The sequence below is a fragment of the Cereibacter sp. Soil_C_27 genome, assembly GCF_057657095.1.
The window spans coordinates 17,509-35,347 of record NZ_JBDGJD010000003.1 but is presented as its reverse complement, the minus strand read 5'-3'; the positions used below and the strand labels follow the sequence as shown (position 1 = coordinate 35,347).

General features: G+C 63.2%; 14 protein-coding genes. 12 read left to right on the top strand and 2 right to left on the bottom strand.

Annotated features, from left to right (window positions below; genetic code table 11):
• Window positions 1–80: 80 nt before the first annotated feature.
• The 10 genes from AC3A5Z_RS12330 to AC3A5Z_RS12285 all read left to right on the top strand — a co-directional run bounded on the left by AC3A5Z_RS12330 (window position 81) and on the right by AC3A5Z_RS12285 (window position 13,076).
• Window positions 81–467 (top strand): hypothetical protein, encoded by a 387-nt coding sequence (locus AC3A5Z_RS12330; RefSeq protein ID WP_487519640.1) that lies wholly within the window; start codon window positions 81–83, stop codon window positions 465–467.
• 446 nt (window positions 468–913) lie between these two features.
• A complete protein-coding gene (locus AC3A5Z_RS12325) occupies window positions 914–3,988 on the top strand; it encodes a CheR family methyltransferase (RefSeq protein ID WP_487519639.1) in 3,075 nt (1,024 codons plus the stop codon).
• A gap of 173 nt (window positions 3,989–4,161) precedes the next feature.
• Window positions 4,162–7,602 (top strand): response regulator, encoded by a 3,441-nt coding sequence (locus tag AC3A5Z_RS12320; protein ID WP_487519638.1) that lies wholly within the window; start codon window positions 4,162–4,164, stop codon window positions 7,600–7,602.
• Window positions 7,599–8,432, top strand: coding sequence for a CheR family methyltransferase (locus tag AC3A5Z_RS12315; RefSeq protein WP_487519637.1), 834 nt, complete (start codon window positions 7,599–7,601; stop codon window positions 8,430–8,432). The genes AC3A5Z_RS12320 and AC3A5Z_RS12315 overlap by 4 nt, the downstream gene beginning before the upstream one ends.
• Window positions 8,429–9,001, top strand: coding sequence for a chemotaxis protein CheB (locus tag AC3A5Z_RS12310; RefSeq protein WP_487519636.1), 573 nt, complete (start codon window positions 8,429–8,431; stop codon window positions 8,999–9,001). The genes AC3A5Z_RS12315 and AC3A5Z_RS12310 overlap by 4 nt, the downstream gene beginning before the upstream one ends.
• Window positions 8,998–10,128, top strand: a complete 1,131-nt coding sequence (locus AC3A5Z_RS12305; protein WP_487519635.1) for a hybrid sensor histidine kinase/response regulator — start codon at window positions 8,998–9,000, stop codon at window positions 10,126–10,128. Before AC3A5Z_RS12310 ends, AC3A5Z_RS12305 begins: the two co-directional genes overlap by 4 nt.
• A 197-nt stretch (window positions 10,129–10,325) precedes the next feature.
• Entirely contained in the window at window positions 10,326–10,484 is a 159-nt protein-coding gene (locus AC3A5Z_RS12300) for an integrase core domain-containing protein (protein ID WP_487520109.1), read from the top strand.
• Between the two features lie 189 nt (window positions 10,485–10,673).
• Entirely contained in the window at window positions 10,674–11,462 is a 789-nt protein-coding gene (locus AC3A5Z_RS12295; RefSeq protein WP_487519634.1) for a transglutaminase-like domain-containing protein, read from the top strand.
• Between the two features lie 492 nt (window positions 11,463–11,954).
• Window positions 11,955–12,443, top strand: coding sequence for a DUF3597 domain-containing protein (locus AC3A5Z_RS12290; RefSeq protein WP_487519633.1), 489 nt, complete (start codon window positions 11,955–11,957; stop codon window positions 12,441–12,443).
• A 129-nt stretch (window positions 12,444–12,572) separates the two neighbouring features.
• The gene (locus AC3A5Z_RS12285; RefSeq protein WP_487519632.1) at window positions 12,573–13,076 is read left to right on the top strand and encodes a LysR substrate-binding domain-containing protein; all 504 of its coding nucleotides are present in this window, start codon (window positions 12,573–12,575) and stop codon (window positions 13,074–13,076) included.
• Window positions 13,077–13,747: 671 nt separating this feature from the next.
• Here the strand turns inward: AC3A5Z_RS12285 and AC3A5Z_RS12280 are convergent.
• Entirely contained in the window at window positions 13,748–15,016 is a 1,269-nt protein-coding gene (locus tag AC3A5Z_RS12280; RefSeq protein ID WP_487519631.1) for an NAD(P)/FAD-dependent oxidoreductase, read from the bottom strand.
• A 63-nt stretch (window positions 15,017–15,079) separates the two neighbouring features.
• Window positions 15,080–15,457: a Rid family hydrolase gene (locus tag AC3A5Z_RS12275; RefSeq protein ID WP_487519630.1), complete on the bottom strand. Its 378-nt coding sequence runs from the start codon at window positions 15,455–15,457 to the stop codon at window positions 15,080–15,082.
• A gap of 255 nt (window positions 15,458–15,712) precedes the next feature.
• On the opposite strand from AC3A5Z_RS12275, the gene AC3A5Z_RS12270 reads away from it, so the two are divergent.
• Complete coding sequence (locus tag AC3A5Z_RS12270) at window positions 15,713–17,038, top strand: NAD(P)/FAD-dependent oxidoreductase (RefSeq protein WP_487519629.1); 1,326 nt, start codon at window positions 15,713–15,715, stop codon at window positions 17,036–17,038.
• Between the two features lie 63 nt (window positions 17,039–17,101).
• Window positions 17,102–17,839 carry a FadR/GntR family transcriptional regulator gene (locus AC3A5Z_RS12265; RefSeq protein ID WP_487519628.1) on the top strand — a complete coding sequence of 246 codons (738 nt, stop codon included), beginning with the start codon at window positions 17,102–17,104 and terminating at the stop codon, window positions 17,837–17,839.

The window sequence follows — 17,839 nt, the reverse complement described above, 5'->3', positions numbered from 1 at the left end:
GCGTTCAAGCGCTTGCCCGTCACAGCTTGGGCGACGCGACGTGGGGCGTCTGTCGTCGCCTGACATTCAAGGAGCACCCGATGAAGCGTCATGATCGCCATGCGATAGTCCTTGCTGCGGGCGCTGCAATGGCCGTTGCGGTCGCAGGCATGGTATCCGCAGCCGAAGACATTCGCGGCACTGTCGCCTTTGAGGGGGGGGCGGTCATTCCGAGAGGGCAGATCGAGATCACTCTCGATCCGGCGGGTGAGGAAAGTGCGCAGCCGGCGAGCACACGAGTGGCCAGCGAGGGCAAGTCGGAAGCACTGGACTTCCTCCTCCCAGCGCTGACCGGTTCGGCTGTATCGCCGAACACCCGGATCGTTGCGCGGCTGGAGCGTGAGGATGGCTGGCTGCTGGCGCGCGGCAGCGCCCGGATCACACCCGGGGAGCCGGTGGAGATCACGCTCCACGCCGCGATGTATTGACGGCAAGAGCCGGAGCACCCGAGATACCGCTTGCTCACGTCGCTCGTCGCGGCGGGCAGAGCGGCCCTATGCCAGAGCAACCCCACCCGTGGCTACGTGCCTCGCGCCGGGCAACCTCGCTGCTTGGGAAACATTCGCGCAGGAACATAATTCTCGAACGCGCGTGGTCCCCCACGGACGCGCGCTACGGCCGGGCCGCTCCCGAGGGAATGCCGGGTCATAGCCCAACCCGGCCTGCCGAAAGCGCTGTTTTCGTGCTGCTGGAGCATAAGCCTTTCAGGTGCTTCGGCATGAGCCGCGACAATTGAGGCTCGACGAGGGCGCCTGCTTGCTTCAAACGCGCGCAGATGTCAGACCCGGCTGTTCCAGTAGAAAAGAAGCCGCCCTAGGCAGGAACCAAAACTTCTTTCTACCGTTTCCAAAGTTGGCACAGTTAGGGGCAGTAATTGAACGACCTTCTTATCGTGGGCATCGGCGCGTCGGCTGGTGGGATTGCCGCGCTGGGAGGGTTCTTCAGCCGGATACCTCCTGACAGCGGGATGGCCTTTGTCGTCGTGACTCACCTCAGCCCCGACAGGAAGAGTCTGCTCGCCGATGTTGTTTCGCGCCAGTCGCAGCTTCCGGTCTCCGTTGCAGAGGACGGCAGCAAGGTCTTGCCGAACACCGTCCACATCATGCCGGAGGGCCGAATCATCACCATCTCGGACGGTTGCCTGCGGCTGACCGCTCTTGATCCGGTGAACCGAGAGCGGAAACCGGTGGATGTCTTTCTCAGTTCGCTGGCGGAAGATCAGGGGGAAAACGCCGCTGGCATCATCATGTCCGGTGGCGACTCCGATGGCACGCTCGGGATCAAGGCCATCAAGCAGCACGGCGGGATCACCATGGCACAGGTCGCCGACGGGACCGCGCCGGGCAATCCCGAAATGCCCAACAATGCCATCGCCAGCGGCTTTGTGGACTTCCCGCTTCCTGTCGAGCAAATGTTCGACCGGCTGCAGGATATTCGCAACGGGGTCGCTTCGCTCCATCCCGTCCTCGCCGCGGACGAGCCGGGCAAGTCACACCAACAGCCGCAGCAGGAGATCTCGCGGCTGCTGCGCAACCATTCCGGGCACGACTTCTCCGGCTACAAGAGCAAGACCTTTTTTCGCCGCGTTGCCCGGCGGATGCAGGTGCTGCACCTGGAGGAGGTCGAGGCCTATATCGAACATCTTCGCGCCGAGCCATCCGAGCGGGCACTGCTGTTTCGCGATCTGCTGATCAACGTCACCGGGTTCTTCCGTGATCCTCTCGCGTTCGAAGCGCTGAGGACGCAGGTGCTGCCGCGCCTGCTCGAGGGCAGGGGCGCCGATCAGACGATCCGGATCTGGGTTCCGGGCTGCGCCACCGGAGAGGAAGTCTATTCGATCGCCATCCTGATGCGCGAGGCGCTGGCGAGCCTTCACGATGTTCCGCGCGTGCAGGTATTCGCCACGGATATCGATGAGGCCGCGCTTTCGATTGCCCGGGCAGGTCGATACCCCTACCCTTTCGTGGCCAGCATCGATCCTGAGGTTGTCCAGAGGCACTTTCGGCAGGACAGCGGCGGTGTGATCGTCTGCAAGGAGGTGCGAGAGATGTGCATCTTCTCGATGCACAGCGTCACGAGCGACCCACCATTCTCGCGCATGGACCTCATCTCCTGCCGCAACCTGCTGATCTACCTCGGGGCTGATCTTCAGGATCGCGTCATCCCGACCTTCCACTATGCGTTGAAGCCGGGCGGCTACCTGTTTCTGGGCATGGCAGAGAGTGCCAGCAGGTTCGGCGAGCTGTTCACCCCGGTGGACAAGGCGAAGCGCATCTTCCAGAGCCGAGAAGCTACCTCAAAGCTCCGCACCTTGTCGCTTGACCTGTCGGACCGCCTGCCAAGAGGACGACCATCAGAAAGGCAAGCGGCAGAAACCTCCCGCTTCAACCTCCGCCAGCGGGTCGAGACCCACGTTCTTGAAAGCTACGCCCCGGCCCATGTGGTCGTCTCGCAGAGCGGCGACATCGTCTATTTCTCCTCCCACACGGCTCGCTATCTCGAGATGCCGCGCGGCACGCCCACGCGCCAGTTGATGGACACGGTTCGACCCGACCTCCGATTGGATCTGCGGGTCGCGCTCCAGAAGGTGATGGACAGCGGCCGGCGGGTAGAGCGACGCGTCCTGCTGCTGGACAAGGATCCAAGTCAGAGGGACATAATCCAACTCAGTGTGGAGCCCTTGGCAAGATCGGGAAGCGAGCCGCCGCTGTTTCTCGTCGTCTTCGCGCCGATCCAGCTTGCCCCCGCCCCCGAGCCGAACGGATCGCCGTCGGAAGAAATCGAAAGGCGTGAGGCTAACGAACGCGACCTTCGTGAGATCCGCGAGCGCCTCCAGTCCACGGTTGAGGAATACGAGACCGCGCTGGAGGAACTGAAGGCATCCAACGAAGAGCTGCTGTCGGTTAACGAAGAAGGCCAGTCGACCAACGAGGAACTTGAGGCCTCGAAGGAGGAGGCACAGTCGCTGAACGAGGAACTGTCGACGATCAACGCGGAACTGCAACAGAACGTCGAGCAGCTCGATCGGGCGAACGCGGATCTGAAGAACCTCTTTGCCGCCACTCAAGTCGCCACCATCTTTCTTGATGGAAAGCTCGCAATCCGGGAATACACCCCGGCCGCATCCCGCATCTTCAACCTCCGGAGCAGCGATCTGGGCAGGCCCCTGACCGATCTGGTAAGTGCGCTCGACTATCCCGAACTTCAGGACCATGTGGAAACCGTGTTCCGCATGCGGGAGACCATCGACCACCGGACAGTGTCGCGCGACGGGCAGAGCCACTTTCTGGTGCGGCTGGCTCCCTACATCGACGAGAAGGACGCCTTCCATGGCGTGGTTTCGACCTTCGTCGACATCAGCGTCCTGGCTCAGGCGGAGGCGCAGCAACGTATTCTGATCGAAGAGTTGAACCATCGTGTGAAGAACATGCTGGCCGTAGTGATCAGCGTGGTAACCGCTACGCATCGCAGGGCATCTACGCCCGAGATGTTCGTGGAACAGCTTGTCGGGCGGCTTCACGGCATGTCTCGCGCCTATGCCCTGATGTCGAGCGCATACTGGGACCATGTCGAAGTGAGGGACCTGATCGAGGTCGAGGCTCAGGCGCATGACGGCACCCGCATTGAGGCCGCAGGCCAGCACGTGCGTCTTGGGCCTGACCATGCTCTGCCGCTCGGAATGGTGCTGCACGAGCTGTTCACCAATGCTGTGAAATACGGTGCGCTTTCCGCCGCCACCGGCCTCGTCCGGATCAGCTGGGAGCTCGATGGCGGCATTTTCGCGATGACTTGGCGCGAGAGCGGCGGACCAGTGGTGTCGCCGCCATTGGAATCTGGGTTCGGCCTGGCGCTGATTTCGGGGCAGGTGAAGGGTCAGCTAGGAGGGAGTCTGGAAACCGCCTTCGACGCCTCTGGATTGACGGTAAGGATCAACCTCCCCCTACGTTAGGGGAATGCATCGCCTCGGTTCGTCCCGAACCAAGCGGATTTGGCCCACGCTCCCTCGCTCAGGCCATGAAGGCGCAGAGCTCTTGCTTGGCCCTGCGGTCTGTTCATTGACGCCGACCGCAAATTCTGGGCTTTGTCTCCCGCATTGACCCTGCCTCCAAGACGATGAGTGACATGCACAGGAAAAACAACGGCGCCCGGACCGGCAGCGGCCTGGGAAAGATGGCGACCTTGGCTCTGGCCACAGCGCTGGCCTTCTTCGTGCTCAGCGGTGCGCTCGCAGTTTATACAACCGAGCGTCTGCGCACAGCCAACGACCGGGTCGTTCAGACCCATCGGGTCATCGTCGCCGTCGATCAGCTCCTGCTGGACGTGCAGAATGCCGAAACCGGTCAACGCGGATTTCTGCTGACGGGCGACGAGCAATACCTTGCGCCTTACCTGACAGCAGTCGGTAGGTTGGACAGTCGACTGACCCACGCGCGAAATCTGGTTGTCGATGATGATGTGCAGCGCGCGCAATTCGACGAATTGCAGGATTTTATCGAGACCAAGTTCGGCGTCATGGAGCAGACCATCGCGACCTATCGCAGCGAAGGGCAAACCGCTGCTATCGCCCAGATCAGTGCCGACCAAGGCATTGCAGCGATGGATAATATCAGGGATCTGATTGCCCAGCTGCGCGAGGCCGAGACCACTGTGCGGACGCAACGCTTGTCCGAAATGGACAGCGTCTTCTCCTTTGCCGTCCTCGTGAGCGTGCTGACGGGGTTGCTGGGGGCAGCGCTGACGCTCTTGATCGGAATGATGATGCGGCGCGCTGCGCTCGCCGACCGCCACCATCAATGGGTGCAATCTGCGCAGCTAGGCCTTGGTGGCGATCTGGCGGGCGAGTTGTCGGTCGATCAGGTTGGCCGGCAGACCTTGCGTTACCTGACCCACTCCCTCGGCGCCGTGGCAGGCGCTTTCTATGTCGAACAGGACGGTCAGTTCGATCTGGCCGCCGTGCATGGCGTGCCCGAAGGTGGGGGCATAGCCAAGCATGTCAGCCAGACGGACAGCCTGTTCAGCCACGTACTGCACGACCACCGCCCCATCGCCGTGGGCGAAGTGCCCGATGGCTACATCACCTTCGGTTCCGGGCTGGGGCAGGATCGTCCGCGCTATCTGGCCTTGGCGCCGGCCATCGTTGACGGCGAAACGATGGCGCTCTTTGAGCTGGGGTTCCTCAACCCGATCCCCGACCAGACGCTGACACTGCTGGAGCAGGTCTCGACCACCATCGCCACGGCGGTCCGCTCTGCCGCATATCGCACAAGACTGCGCGACCTCGTGCTGGAAACGCAGCGCCAGTCCGAAACGCTTCAGGTGCAGGGCGAGGAATTGCGCGTCTCCAACGAAGAGCTGGAGGAGCAAGGCCGCGCCTTGAAGGAGTCGGCCGCGCGGCTGGAGGAGCAGCAGGTCGAACTGGAGCAGACCAATTCACAGCTGGAAGAACAGGCGCAGGAGCTGGAGCGCCAGCGCAACCACCTGGAAAAGGCCAATGTCGATATCCAGCTGAAGGCGCAGGAGGTCGAACAGGCCAGCCGTTACAAGTCCGATTTCCTTGCCAACATGTCCCATGAGCTGCGCACGCCGCTGAATTCGTCCCTGATCCTGTCCAAGCTTCTGGCTGACAACCCCGACGACAATCTGACGGCCGAACAGGTCAAGTTCGCCCTGACGATCCACAATGCGGGCAACGATCTGCTTGACCTGATCAACGACATCCTTGATCTTTCCAAGATCGAGGCGGGTCATGTCGAGATCCACCCGGAGCCCGTGTCGGTCGAACGTATGGTCGACGGCCTGCGGCATCTCTTCGATCCTCTGGCCCACGACAAGGGTCTGACCCTCTTGCTGGACGTGGCCGAGGATGTCGCCCCGGTCATCCAGACGGACCCGCAGCGCTTGGAACAGGTGCTCAAGAACCTGCTGTCCAACGCCATCAAGTTCACGGAAAAGGGCCAGGTGACGCTGAAGGTGCGCACGACGGACGACCGGCAGGTCGCACTGTCCGTCACCGATACAGGCATCGGCATTGCCGAAGAACAACAGCGCCGGATCTTCGAGGCATTCCACCAGGCCGACAGCACGATCAGCCGCAGGTTCGGCGGCACCGGGCTTGGCCTCTCCATTTCGCGCGAACTCGTCCGTCTGCTGGGCGGCAGGCTGCAACTGTCAAGCACGCCGGGCAGCGGCAGCACCTTCACCGTGATCATCCCGCAGGTCTACGATCCAGCTTCCATGACAGCCGCGGCACCCGTCTTCGCCAAACAGGTCGCCACGCCGCCGGAGGTTTCTGCAGCGCCGGTCACTTCTCCGGTGCAGGTGCCGACGCAGAGATCGGCGATCGTGCAGGATGATCGCCTGCAGACTGGGGGCCACGCGCGCACGCTGCTGATCATCGAAGATGACCCCACTTTTGCGACGATTCTGCGAGATCTGGCCCGCCAACTGAAGTTCCAGGCCATCGTCGCCGGCACGGCACATGAGGCGCTCGATCTGGCGCGTCAGCACATGCCAAGCGCCATTGTGCTGGACGTCGGCCTGCCGGATCAATCGGGCTTGTCGGTGCTGGACCGGCTGAAGCACGACGTGCGCACCCGGCATATCCCGATCCATATCGTATCGGGCGAGGATTCGGCAGAACGCGCCATGTCGCTCGGGGCCATCGGCTTTGCGATGAAACCCCTCCTGCGGGAAGAACTGATCGCCGTGCTTCAGTCCCTCGATGCGAAGGTATCCCAGAACGTCCGACGCGTATTGATCGTCGAAGACAATGCCGTGCAGCGGGATGCTGTAGCTGCCCTGATCGCATCGCATGATGTGGAAACGGTCGGGGCCGGCACCGGTGCGGAATGTCTGGCCCTGCTGAAGGAACAGACATTCGACTGCATGGTGCTTGATCTGTCACTCCCGGATTCCTCGGGTCTCGCGCTTCTCGACACGATCAGCCAGGACGACACCCATTCGTTTCCCCCGGTCATCGTCTACACCGGCCGCGTGTTGAGCGCGGCAGAGGAACAGGAACTGCGCCGCTACTCGCGGTCCATCATCATCAAGGGGGCCAAGTCCCCGGAACGCCTGCTCGACGAGGTTACGTTGTTCCTGCATCAGGTCGTGTCCGACCTGCCCGACGAACAGCAGAGGATGATCCGCAAGGCGCACAACCGTGACGCCCTGCTGGAAGGCCGGCGCATCCTGATCGTCGAGGATGACGTGCGCAACGTCTATGCGCTGACCAACATCCTGGAGCCGCGCGGGGCCGTCGTCGACATCGCCCGCAATGGCGAAGAGGCGCTGAAGAAGCTGAAGCAGTTCGGAACCGATCCGAGCGCCGGGATCGACCTCGTGCTGATGGATGTGATGATGCCGGTGATGGACGGCCTGACCGCCACACGCCAGATCCGCAGCAACGCGGATTGGAAGAAGTTGCCGATCATCATGCTGACAGCCAAGGCCATGCCCGATGACCAACGCCGCTGCATCGAGGCGGGTGCCAATGACTACATGGCAAAGCCGCTGGATGTGGAAAAGCTGCTGTCGCTGGTGCGGGTCTGGATGCCGCGATGACCGACAGGATCGAAAAGGTCGAGGATATCGAAATCCGGCTCCTTCTGGACGCGCTTTATCATCGCTATCACTATGACTTTCGCAATTACGCAATGTCATCGATCCGCCGCAGGTTGCGGCAGGCGAGAACGGATCTGAATTGCGCCACAATCTCTGCATTGCAGGAACGGGTGCTGCATGACCCTGACGTGATGCCGCGGATGCTGCGGTATCTGACCGTGCAGGTCAGTGAGATGTTCCGCGACCCCTCCTATTTTCTTGCAATCCGCGAGAAGGTCGTGCCGCACCTGCGCACCTACCCGTCGCTCAAGGTGTGGATCGCCGGATGCAGCACGGGTGAGGAGCTGTATTCGCTTGTCATCCTGTTCCGAGAAGAGGGCTTGGAAGATCGCACGTTGTTCTATGCCACCGACATCAATCCTGAAGCGCTCGCGCAGGCGGAGGCAGGGGTCTACCATCTGGAACGGGTGCGTCAGTTCACCGAAAATCATCGCCTAGCCGGGGGGATGACGTCCCTGTCCGACTATTATCAGACCGGCTACAACCGCTGCGTTTTGGACAAGAGCCTGCGTCGCAAGGTCGTCTTTTCCGACCACAGCCTTGTCACCGATCAGGTCTTCGGGGAAATGCAGTTCGTGTCGTGTCGCAATGTGATGATCTATTTTGACCGCGCCCTGCAGGATCGTGCCGTCGGCTTGTTCAAGGATGCGCTGCCGCGCAACGGCTTTCTGGGTCTCGGGGCCAAGGAAACGCTGCGCTTTTCCGATCACGCCGAGGCCTTTCGTGAATTCGTCTCGGGCGAGAAGATCTACCAAAGGACCGGCGCATGACCCGGTCACCCCAACGAGCGGTCATCATTGGCGCCTCTGCCGGCGCGCTCGAGGCCCTGTCGGCGATCCTGCCTGACCTTCCAGCGGACTTCGCCTGCCCGGTCTTTGTCATCGTGCATGTTCCGCCGCACAAGCGCAGTGTGCTGGCCGACATCTTCGCCGCGAAATGCCGTCTGCCCGCCATCGAGGTGGCCGACAAGGAGCCGGTGGCGGCAGGGGGCATCTATTTCGCGCCGCCGAACTATCACATGCTGATCGAGGACGAGGCGCACGTCGCCTTGTCGAGCGACGAGGAAGTGCTGTTCTCGCGCCCCTCGATCGACGTGGCGTTCGAAAGTGCCGCCGACGTCTGGGGGGACCGCCTGACCGGCATCATCCTGACAGGGGCCAATCACGATGGGGCCCGTGGCTTGCAAGCGATTGCCGCCGCAGGTGGCATCACGATCGTGCAGGACCCGGAGACGGCCTATGCCAAGGCGATGCCTGAGGCGGCCATTGCGTCCTGCCCCCAGGCCCTGGTGTTGGGCCTGTCCGACATTTCCTCTTATTTGCGGGGAGCACCGGCATGACGGAACCGGTCAAGTTTCTGCTTGTGGACGACCTGTCCGAAAACCTGCTGTCGTTGGAGGCGCTGCTGCGGCGCGACGATCTGATCCTGCTCAAGGCGCAGTCGGGCGACGAGGCGTTGGAATTGCTGCTGGAGCATGATGTCGCCCTGGCTCTGATCGACGTGCAGATGCCGGGGCTTGACGGGTTCGAGCTGGCCGAGTTGATGCGCGGCAGCGAACGCACGCGGCGCGTGCCGATCATCTTCGTGACCGCAGGCAGCCATAGCGCAGAAAGGCGCTTTCGCGGATACGAGGCCGGTGCCGTGGATTTCATCCAGAAGCCAATTGAGCCGGACGTGCTGCGCAGCAAGGCAGAGGTCTTTCTGGAAATCTACCGTCAGCGCCAGATGATCGCGGCTCAGCGCGACCAGTTGCAGGTTCAGGCGCAGGCGCTGCAACAGGCAGATCGACACAAGAACGAATTCCTTGCGACTCTGGTTCATGAATTACGCAATCCGATCGCTTCCCTGCAGGGCGGGCTGCGGCTTTTGCGGCGCAGCGCCGATGCCGCGAAAGCCGAGGAGATCGGCGACCTCATGCAGGACCAGATGAAGCATCTGCTGCGGCTGGTTGACGATCTTCTTGATATCTCCCGCATCAGTCAGGGCAAGATCGAACTCCGCAAGACCACGTTTGATCTGGCCGACGCTATCAGGATGGCGGTCGCTATGACCAAGTCAGCGCTGACCGAAAGAGACCATACCCTGACGCTCGATATCCCTGACACCGCCCTGCCGGTGATAGCCGACGAGGTGCGGATCACGCAGTGCATCATCAATCTGCTGAACAATGCTGCGAAGTACACCGATGCCGGCGGGCGCATCGACCTGAGCGTCATGCCGGATGCAACGTGCTACCGCATCACCGTGACCGACACCGGCTTGGGGCTCCCGGAACATGCCTTGAAATCGATCTTTGGCCTGTTCGAACAAGTGGAAGGTCATCGTAGCAGCGCACAGGGAGGCCTCGGAATAGGCCTGGCGCTGGTCAGGCAGCTGATGGAACTGCATGGTGGCGGGGTGTCCGCCGCAAGTGCTGGCCCCGGCCACGGCAGCGCCTTCACGCTTGAAGTACCGCGCGGGATCTGATGTTTTCGTGACATACCCACGTTGTCGCGAGGTGATACCGTGGCAGAAGGCCGTGCGCCACCGATCAATCAGTGCAGGATCGTGTCCCGCGGGTGCTCCGCCCGCCGTCCGCGACAAGTGAAGGATCAGGCTAGCCTGGTCTGCCGTAGTTCATCACGCCGCGCCGCCCGCAGTGGAACGGCATGGCCGAGTGAGTCATCTGGACGCTGAAGGAGCAATGCATCCACCACCCGCGCTTCAACAGCCAACATGCGACACGCGCCATCGACGCCTGGATCTGCTTCTACAATCACCGACACCCGCATAAGGCGCTGGCAATGAAAACCTCGGCCGCGGCATTCGCACTAGTGGCTTAGTCCGTGCTGATCCCGCTGGGGCGATACAGACGCCTCTCGCGTCGATGAGGCGCGGCGGTCATGCAGGGCAGCATACTGCAGCCCAGAACTGAGCCGGGTTCCGAGGGAACCCATCCTGCGGCGCGCGCTTTCGGTTGCACGAGCTTCGCTTTCTCGGCAACGTTGGATCCTTCCAGAGGGACACCGCTAGTGATCATCGAGATCGACGTAACGTTGGACTACCGCTTGGGGAAGACGCGGCTTGCCCAGCTGGTCATCGAGGCCGCCTCGGGCTTTGGCCAAGAGGTGCTGTCGGAGGATCTCCGCATCGCCGATGCCGCGGTCGACCGCGTCTACGGCGATGATCTGGTCGGGCAGCGGATCTGGGCCAACCTGTCGTCCGACAGGTTGCAGGTGACCTACCGAGCGACCGTGTCTGTGATCCGCGTCGCTGCGGATCTCCCTGCTCTCGTTGCGACGCCGCTTCACCGGCTTCCTGCCGCAACGGTGCAATACCTGCGTCCCTCGCGCTACGTGCCTGCCGAGAAGTTCACAGGCTTCATTGCCCGCCGCTTCGCAGGGCTGCAGGGTGGAGTCGCGGTGGCGTCGATCCGCGACTGGGTGGCCGCCGAAATGTCCTACCAAGCCGGCACCTCAAATGCCGACACCACAGCACTGGAGACCTTTGCTGCTCGCGCGGGTGTCTGTCGAGACTACACGCATCTGGTTTGCGCCTTCGCTCGCGCGGCCGGCATCCCGGCTCGCATGGCTGCGGTCTATGGGCCGGACGTGGCGCCGTCGGATTTTCATGCTGTCGCGCAGGTCTGGCTTGAGGGAGGTTGGCATCTGGTCGACGCGACAGGCATGTCGACACCAGAGCGCTTGGCGATAATCGCCGTGGGGCGGGATGCCGCCGATGTGGCCTTCCTGGACGCGGGTGAAGAGGCAGAGCTCGTGGTGCAATCTGTCAAGGTAACTGCACTAGAGACTGCGAACTAAAGGACCTTTCTTAGCGCTTTCGAGCAGGGCACCCGCAGCTGACATACCTCGCCTCAGGGCCGGAACTCTGCGCCAGACTTGTGCTTTGCACGGGGGCGCCGTGGGCAAGAAGATCACCATCTTTTACTCAGGGATCTCCAAAAGTAACCGCAAACTCTGCTGATCGGCGGGGAGGCATTCAGTAATCGCCGACCGCTCCCGCAATACAACCTGTACCGCTGACGAGGGATCCGTTCGGTCTGAAGCTGGACAATCTCCGTGCCACGCGACGCTTTGCCCGGCCATGATGCCTTTGCAGCCCCCAAGCGACCGACAGCGGAGCTGAGGCCTTCGGAACAGCGTCGAGACGGATCACCTCCGGAAAGTTGCGCCAATCCCAGCCGACCCCGTTGCGTCGGCGGAACCAGACAGAGGCTCCCGAGCATTGAGGCCTGCGCCCAAGACGAAACGCTCTGCGGCGCGAACAGAGCATTGAACCGGAGGAATGCAGCCGTGGGTATTTTCGACTCGATCAAGAACGCAATATGGAGCGATGATGAAGCGAGCGCCGCCCCAACACCGCCGGCAGACAAGCCCGCGATCATCGCCTCTGCAGCACCGGGTAGGCCCGCCGACAAACCGACTGTCACAGGGGCTGCCGGAGCGCCGTCAGGAGCACAGGCTGTCGCCATCACTACGGCATCCGGCGCCGCGCCCGCATCCACTCCGGCCGCGAAGGAAAAGACCGTTGATGTTGCAGCCATGCTCGATGCGGCGCAGAAGCGCTCGGGAGAGGAACTCGACTGGCGCCGCTCAATCGTCGACCTGATGAAGGCCCTCGACCTCGACAGCAGCCTTGCCAACCGCAAGAACTTGGCGCGCGAGTTGAACTACACGGGTGACACGAGCGACTCGGCCACGATGAACATCTGGCTGCACAAGGCGCTCATGAGGAAGCTGTCTGAGAACGGGGGGCAGGTTCCGACCGAGCTGACGGACTAGCAGTCCTACCTGACGGGCAGTTCGCCGTGGCGCGGCAATAATGAGGGTCCGCTCTAATTTTCCGGGCCCTCATTTACCGCGAAAGGACTGTTCTAGCCCTGGCACGGGGCCGAGGCCGCGAAGGCCGCTTTGGTCGACGGCACGACCGACCTCGCTATCTCAGTCTTCCCCGACATGGACGACGACATCCACCGCGAGGAACTGCTGGCCGAGAGCTATGTCGTCGCCTTGCACCCGGGCCATCCGGCGATACCGGGCTTCGGTCTTGATGCTTGGCTGGCATGGCCGCATATCCTCGTCTCGGGCCGGGGCGAGGCGCGCAGCCCGTTCGACGCGGAACTCGCGCGCCTCGGCGGCGCGCGCCGTGTCGGCCTGGTTGTGCCGAGCTTTGGCCTGGTTCCCGACGTGCTGCGCGGCTCCGACATGATCGCCATGCTGCCTTCGCGCGTAATGGCGGCAGCGGGCGATCTGATGACGCTGCCCACCCCAATCCCAGTCACCGGCTTCCCCCTCCATCTCGCCTGGCACCGCCGACGTGCAAAGGACTGCGCCCTGCGGTATGCCGCGGGGTGCTGGTTGGACTGCTGCAGTGAAGGCACGCCCCGGTTAAGTGCGAGGGAAATGCGGCCCTGAGTTGCCGGTCGGCGCCGCAGGAATACGCGCGGCGGCGCTCCCTAAGGCCGCCACTCGAAACACGGCCTGCGAAGCCAGCCCTGGCATCGCAAATGCTTGCAGAATCGACACAACGCGCCCTGCGCTGATATCGGCGGCCACGTCCGACCCATTTGCCTACAATGCCTTGCCCGCCCAGTCCCGCACCAGTGCACCGTCATTGGTCACCCGATTGCCGCGCACGGCGTGTCTTTTGATCTGCCCGTTGATCTGAAACGGCCAAGACCGGTCAGTCTCAAGGCCAAAGCGACTCAGTAGGCGATTATGCTTGGCCAGATTTACGGGATGTTCTGGCATCCGCACCGGTCCAGATAGCGCCGCATATATCAGGTGGCGGCTCGCGGTCAGGCGACGTTCGCGCAGGCTTGAATCCGCCAAATCGCCAAACCTGATGCCAGATCCCGCCCAATGCCTAAAGGTCCAGCGCCTGCCAATTCCCCATCACAAGTCCCGCAGCGGCTGGCGGACAGCCTGCCACTGGCTGATTTCGACCCAAGCACCCTGCTCGGGGGCCGGGCCGGAGGTTTACCACCTACCGCCCTATGGCGCATCGCCCCAATCGCGAAAGGATGAAGGCCATCGACCAGACCCGCTACCCGGCCGCCTGACAGGTACGTTCCGGGACGCCCCGCTCAGGCAAAGCGCCCGAGACGGAACGGCGATAGATCGATGTCCGGCCTTGCGCCGGTGACGACGGCTCCTGCCGCACGGCCCGCAGAAGCGCCGTTGATCATGCCGGAGGAGGAGAAGCCAAAAGCGTAGAACAGGCCGTCCTTCCGCCGGGAGGCGTCGATGATCGGCAGGCCGTCGGGCAGGTAGGAGCGGTAGCCGCGCCATTGCACCGTCTCGGCGGTGCGGATGCCGGGCAGCACCTTGCCGATATGGGCGAGCATGCTGTCGACCAGATCCTTGCGGAACGGTCGGCCCTGCCCGCCGAACTCGTAGATCCCCGCGAGCCGGATAGACTTTCCCATCGGCGTGATGGCGAAGCGGAAGTCGATCGGCAGCACCGGCCTGTCGAGAGTGATGCCCGGATCGTTCAGCATGACGTGATAGCCGCCGACCGCCTGATGCGGCACCGCCTCGCCCATTGCCTTGGCGAAGACGGCCGATCCGGTGCCACAGGCGACCAGAACGCTTTCGCCCGCGATCTCGCCGTCGGCGGTGACGACCCCTGTGACGCGCTTGCCCTGCGTCTCGATCCGGCGGACCTCCTCACGGAACAGCTCGCCGCCACGCGCCCGGAACAGCGCCACGAGGCGGGCGATCAGGCCTTGCGGGTCGAGCGCGTGCTGGAAGGACGGGGAGTAAAGGCCATGGGTGTAGCCATGGCTGACGCTGGGCACGAGGGCGCGCAGTTCGTCCGGGCCGACCTGCCGCATCTCCACACCCATCTCGCGGATCTGCGAGAGCGCCTTCCACTGCGTCTGGACGCTTGCCTCCGATCGGTGCAACGCCACGTTTCCCTTGCCATCGACCACCTCATGCGCCTCTGCCGCGCTCCAGATCTCGGCATAGAGACCGGCGCCCGGCTGGCACAGATCGCCCAGGGCGCGGGTGATCCGCGCCACCTCGGCGGGCCCCGCATGCCGCAGCATCCGCAGGAACCACGGCACCATCACCGGGAAACGCGACCAGTTCACGTTGAGCGGCGAGGCCGGATTGCGCAGCATCTGGAAGAAGGAGAGCGGCGTCATTCCGGCGAAGACGGGCCGGAGATTGGTGTTCACCATGATCCCGGCATTGCCGAAGGAGGCGCCCGAGCCGGGCTCCGCCGCATCCACAAGCGCCACCTTCTGACCGCGGCGCTGCAGGTCGAGCGCGGCACAGACGCCAATGATGCCTGCTCCGACGACGATACAGTCAAAGCCCGTGCGCGGCGCGGCGGTGGTCTGGTTCATGCTCTCATGTCCTTGCTGCGTGCGGCCCCTGCCCGGCCGATCGGCGCGGGGCGCCCCGGAGGGTCAGGAAGCGTCGGCGACGACGATCATCTCGACTTTCAGGTTCTTGTTCGCGAGATCCACCTGTGCGCAGGCGCGGACCGGCGGATGCTCGGGGTCGACCCATTCGTTCCAGACCTCGGTCACCTCCTGAAAATGCAGCAGATGCGACAGCCAGATGGTGATATGCGCGATCCGGCTCTTGTCCGAGCCGATGCTGGCGAGCCGGCGCTCGATCTCGGCAAAGATCGCGCGGGCCTGATCGGCGGCGCTGCTGTCGGCGGCGATGGGCAGCGGCGGGATCACCGTCATGTGGGCGGTGTTGTTCACCACCGCGATGGAAGAGGAGCGGACCGCAGAGCGCGACTGCGCGTCTGCCGATTTCAGGTGGTGCTGGATCATGGGGTCTGCCGCCTCGTCTTCTGCCTTCGGGGGATGCGGACCGGTGCATCCCAAGTCCCTGCATCGCGGAAAACCTTGCATAATCGGGTGCGGCTTGGCAAGATATTTGTCAGGCAGCCTGTTCAATTACCCCGCCTGCAGAGCATGCCGCGCCGGAGCGCGAATTGACGACGCGACGTAGATTGGCTAGGCTACCTTGCAAATATTCCGACCGCGAAGGCCGGGGTGCAGCCACATGACCGGAGTTTCCCATTGATGGCTCAAGATATTTTTCATCCCGACTGGGCTGCCCGCCCACTCTGGTGGGACGACCTGCCGCCCCGCTCCTCCGAGGCCGATCTGCCGGCTCAGGTCGAGGTGGCCATCGTCGGCAGCGGCTATTGCGGGCTTTCGGCGGCGCGGGTTCTGGCGCGGGCGGGGGTGAATGTCGCCGTGCTCGAGGCGCGCGAGCCGGGCTTCGGCGCCAGCACGCGCAATCACGGCATGGTCGCCGGTGGCCTGAAGGTGCCGATCGACATTGACGCCCGGGTGGGCGCCGAACGCGGCCAGCGCATCCGGGACGGGGCGCGGCAATCCTTCATCGACTTCAAGGCGCTGATCGACAATGAAGGACTGCAGGTGGATTGGGTCAAGGGCGGCCGCTTCACCGGAGCCCACACGCCCGCTGCCTACCAGCGGCAGGTGCGCCGCGCCGAATATCTGCGCAAGACCTTCGGTTATCACACCCGCCCCCTGCCCCGAGAAGAGCAGCGCGCAGAGATCGGCAGCGATTTCTACTACGGCGGTCTCCTGATCGAGGAATCGGCGGGGCTGCATCCGGCGAAACTCTACGACGGGTTCCGGCGGCTGGCCGAGACGGCGGGTGCGCGGATTGTCGGCAATGCCGAGGTGCGCGACATTTCCGGCCAGCAAGGCAATTTTGTGCTGCAGACGGCCAAGGGAGACCTGCGCGCGGCTCAGGTCATGCTCGCGACCAATGCCTATACCGGCACGATGAACCGCTCGCTCTCGCCCTGGCTTGCGCGGCGGGTGGTGCCGGTGACCGCCTACATGATCGCGACCGAGGAACTGCCGCAAGGACTGGCGGAGGAATTGCTGCCCACCAACCGGATGTGCGGCGATACCAAACGCTCGCTCTTCGCGTTCCGGCTTTCGCCCGATCGCAAGCGCATCGTTTTCGCCGGACGCGCCAAGTTCCGCGATATCGGCGAACGCGAGGCGACGCCGATCCTGCAGAAATTCATGGCCTCGGTCTTTCCGCAGCTGACGCAAACACGCGTATCGCACACCTGGAAGGGCCAGGTCTGCTTCACCTTCGACGATCTGCCGCATATCGGGCTGCACGACGGCATCCATTTCGCGGCGGGCTGTCAGGGGAGCGGCGTGGTGATGATGTCCTATCTCGGGGAACAGACGGCACAGAAGATCATTTCCAGCAATCCGGACCAGTGCGGCCTCGATCTGCCCAGTTTCCCGACCGCGCCGCTCTATCACGGCAAGCCGTGGTTTTTGCCGACCATCGGGGGTTACTACAAGATCCGCGACCATGTAGAGCGGGCAATTGCCGCGCGGTCGGCGTAGAATGCGGAAGCTTGCGGAAAGTCCTTTCCGAGGCAATGCTGTCTTGCAGCTCGTGGAGATAGAATGAGTAACGACAACAAGACATTGCTGCATCGCGCCCCGCTTCTGGCCGACAGGATCGCCGAGACGCTGTTTGCCGATATCAAATCGGGCAAATACAGCCGGGGCCAGAAATTGCCGACGGAACGCGCGCTGGCGGAAACCTATGGCGTCAGCCGCCCCATCGTGCGCGAAGCGCTTGGCCTGCTGCGGCAGGACAATGTGATCGTCTCGCGTCAGGGGTCCGGCGCCTTCGTTGCGGATGAGGTCTCCTCGGTCTTCCGGCTGAAGGCGGCGGACACGCTCAACCCGGGCGACGTGCATCAGATCATCGAACTGCTGATCGCCGTGGAAGCGACCGCTTCGGGCTATGCCGCCGAACGGCGCAGCGCGACGCAGCTCAAGGCGATCAAGAAGACGCTGACCGATCTGCAGGATGCCATCGATACCGGAGGCACCGGGATCGAGGAGGACATCGCCTTTCACCGCGCCATCGTCGAGGCGACGGGAAATCCGGTGTTTCTCGACATGCTGAACTTTCTCGACGGGCGGGTGCGCAGCTTCATCCGAACCGCGCGGCTGAACTCGTCGCGCATCGACGGGCTGGCGCAGCAGGTGGTCGAGGAGCATGCGGCGATCGTCGATGCGATCGAGCGGCAGGACCGGGGCGGCGCCATCAAGGCGGCGGCGGATCACCTCAACAACGCCCTCGCCCGCCTGTCGCGCTATCGGCCCGACCAGAAGACCGAAGCCGCCAGCTGA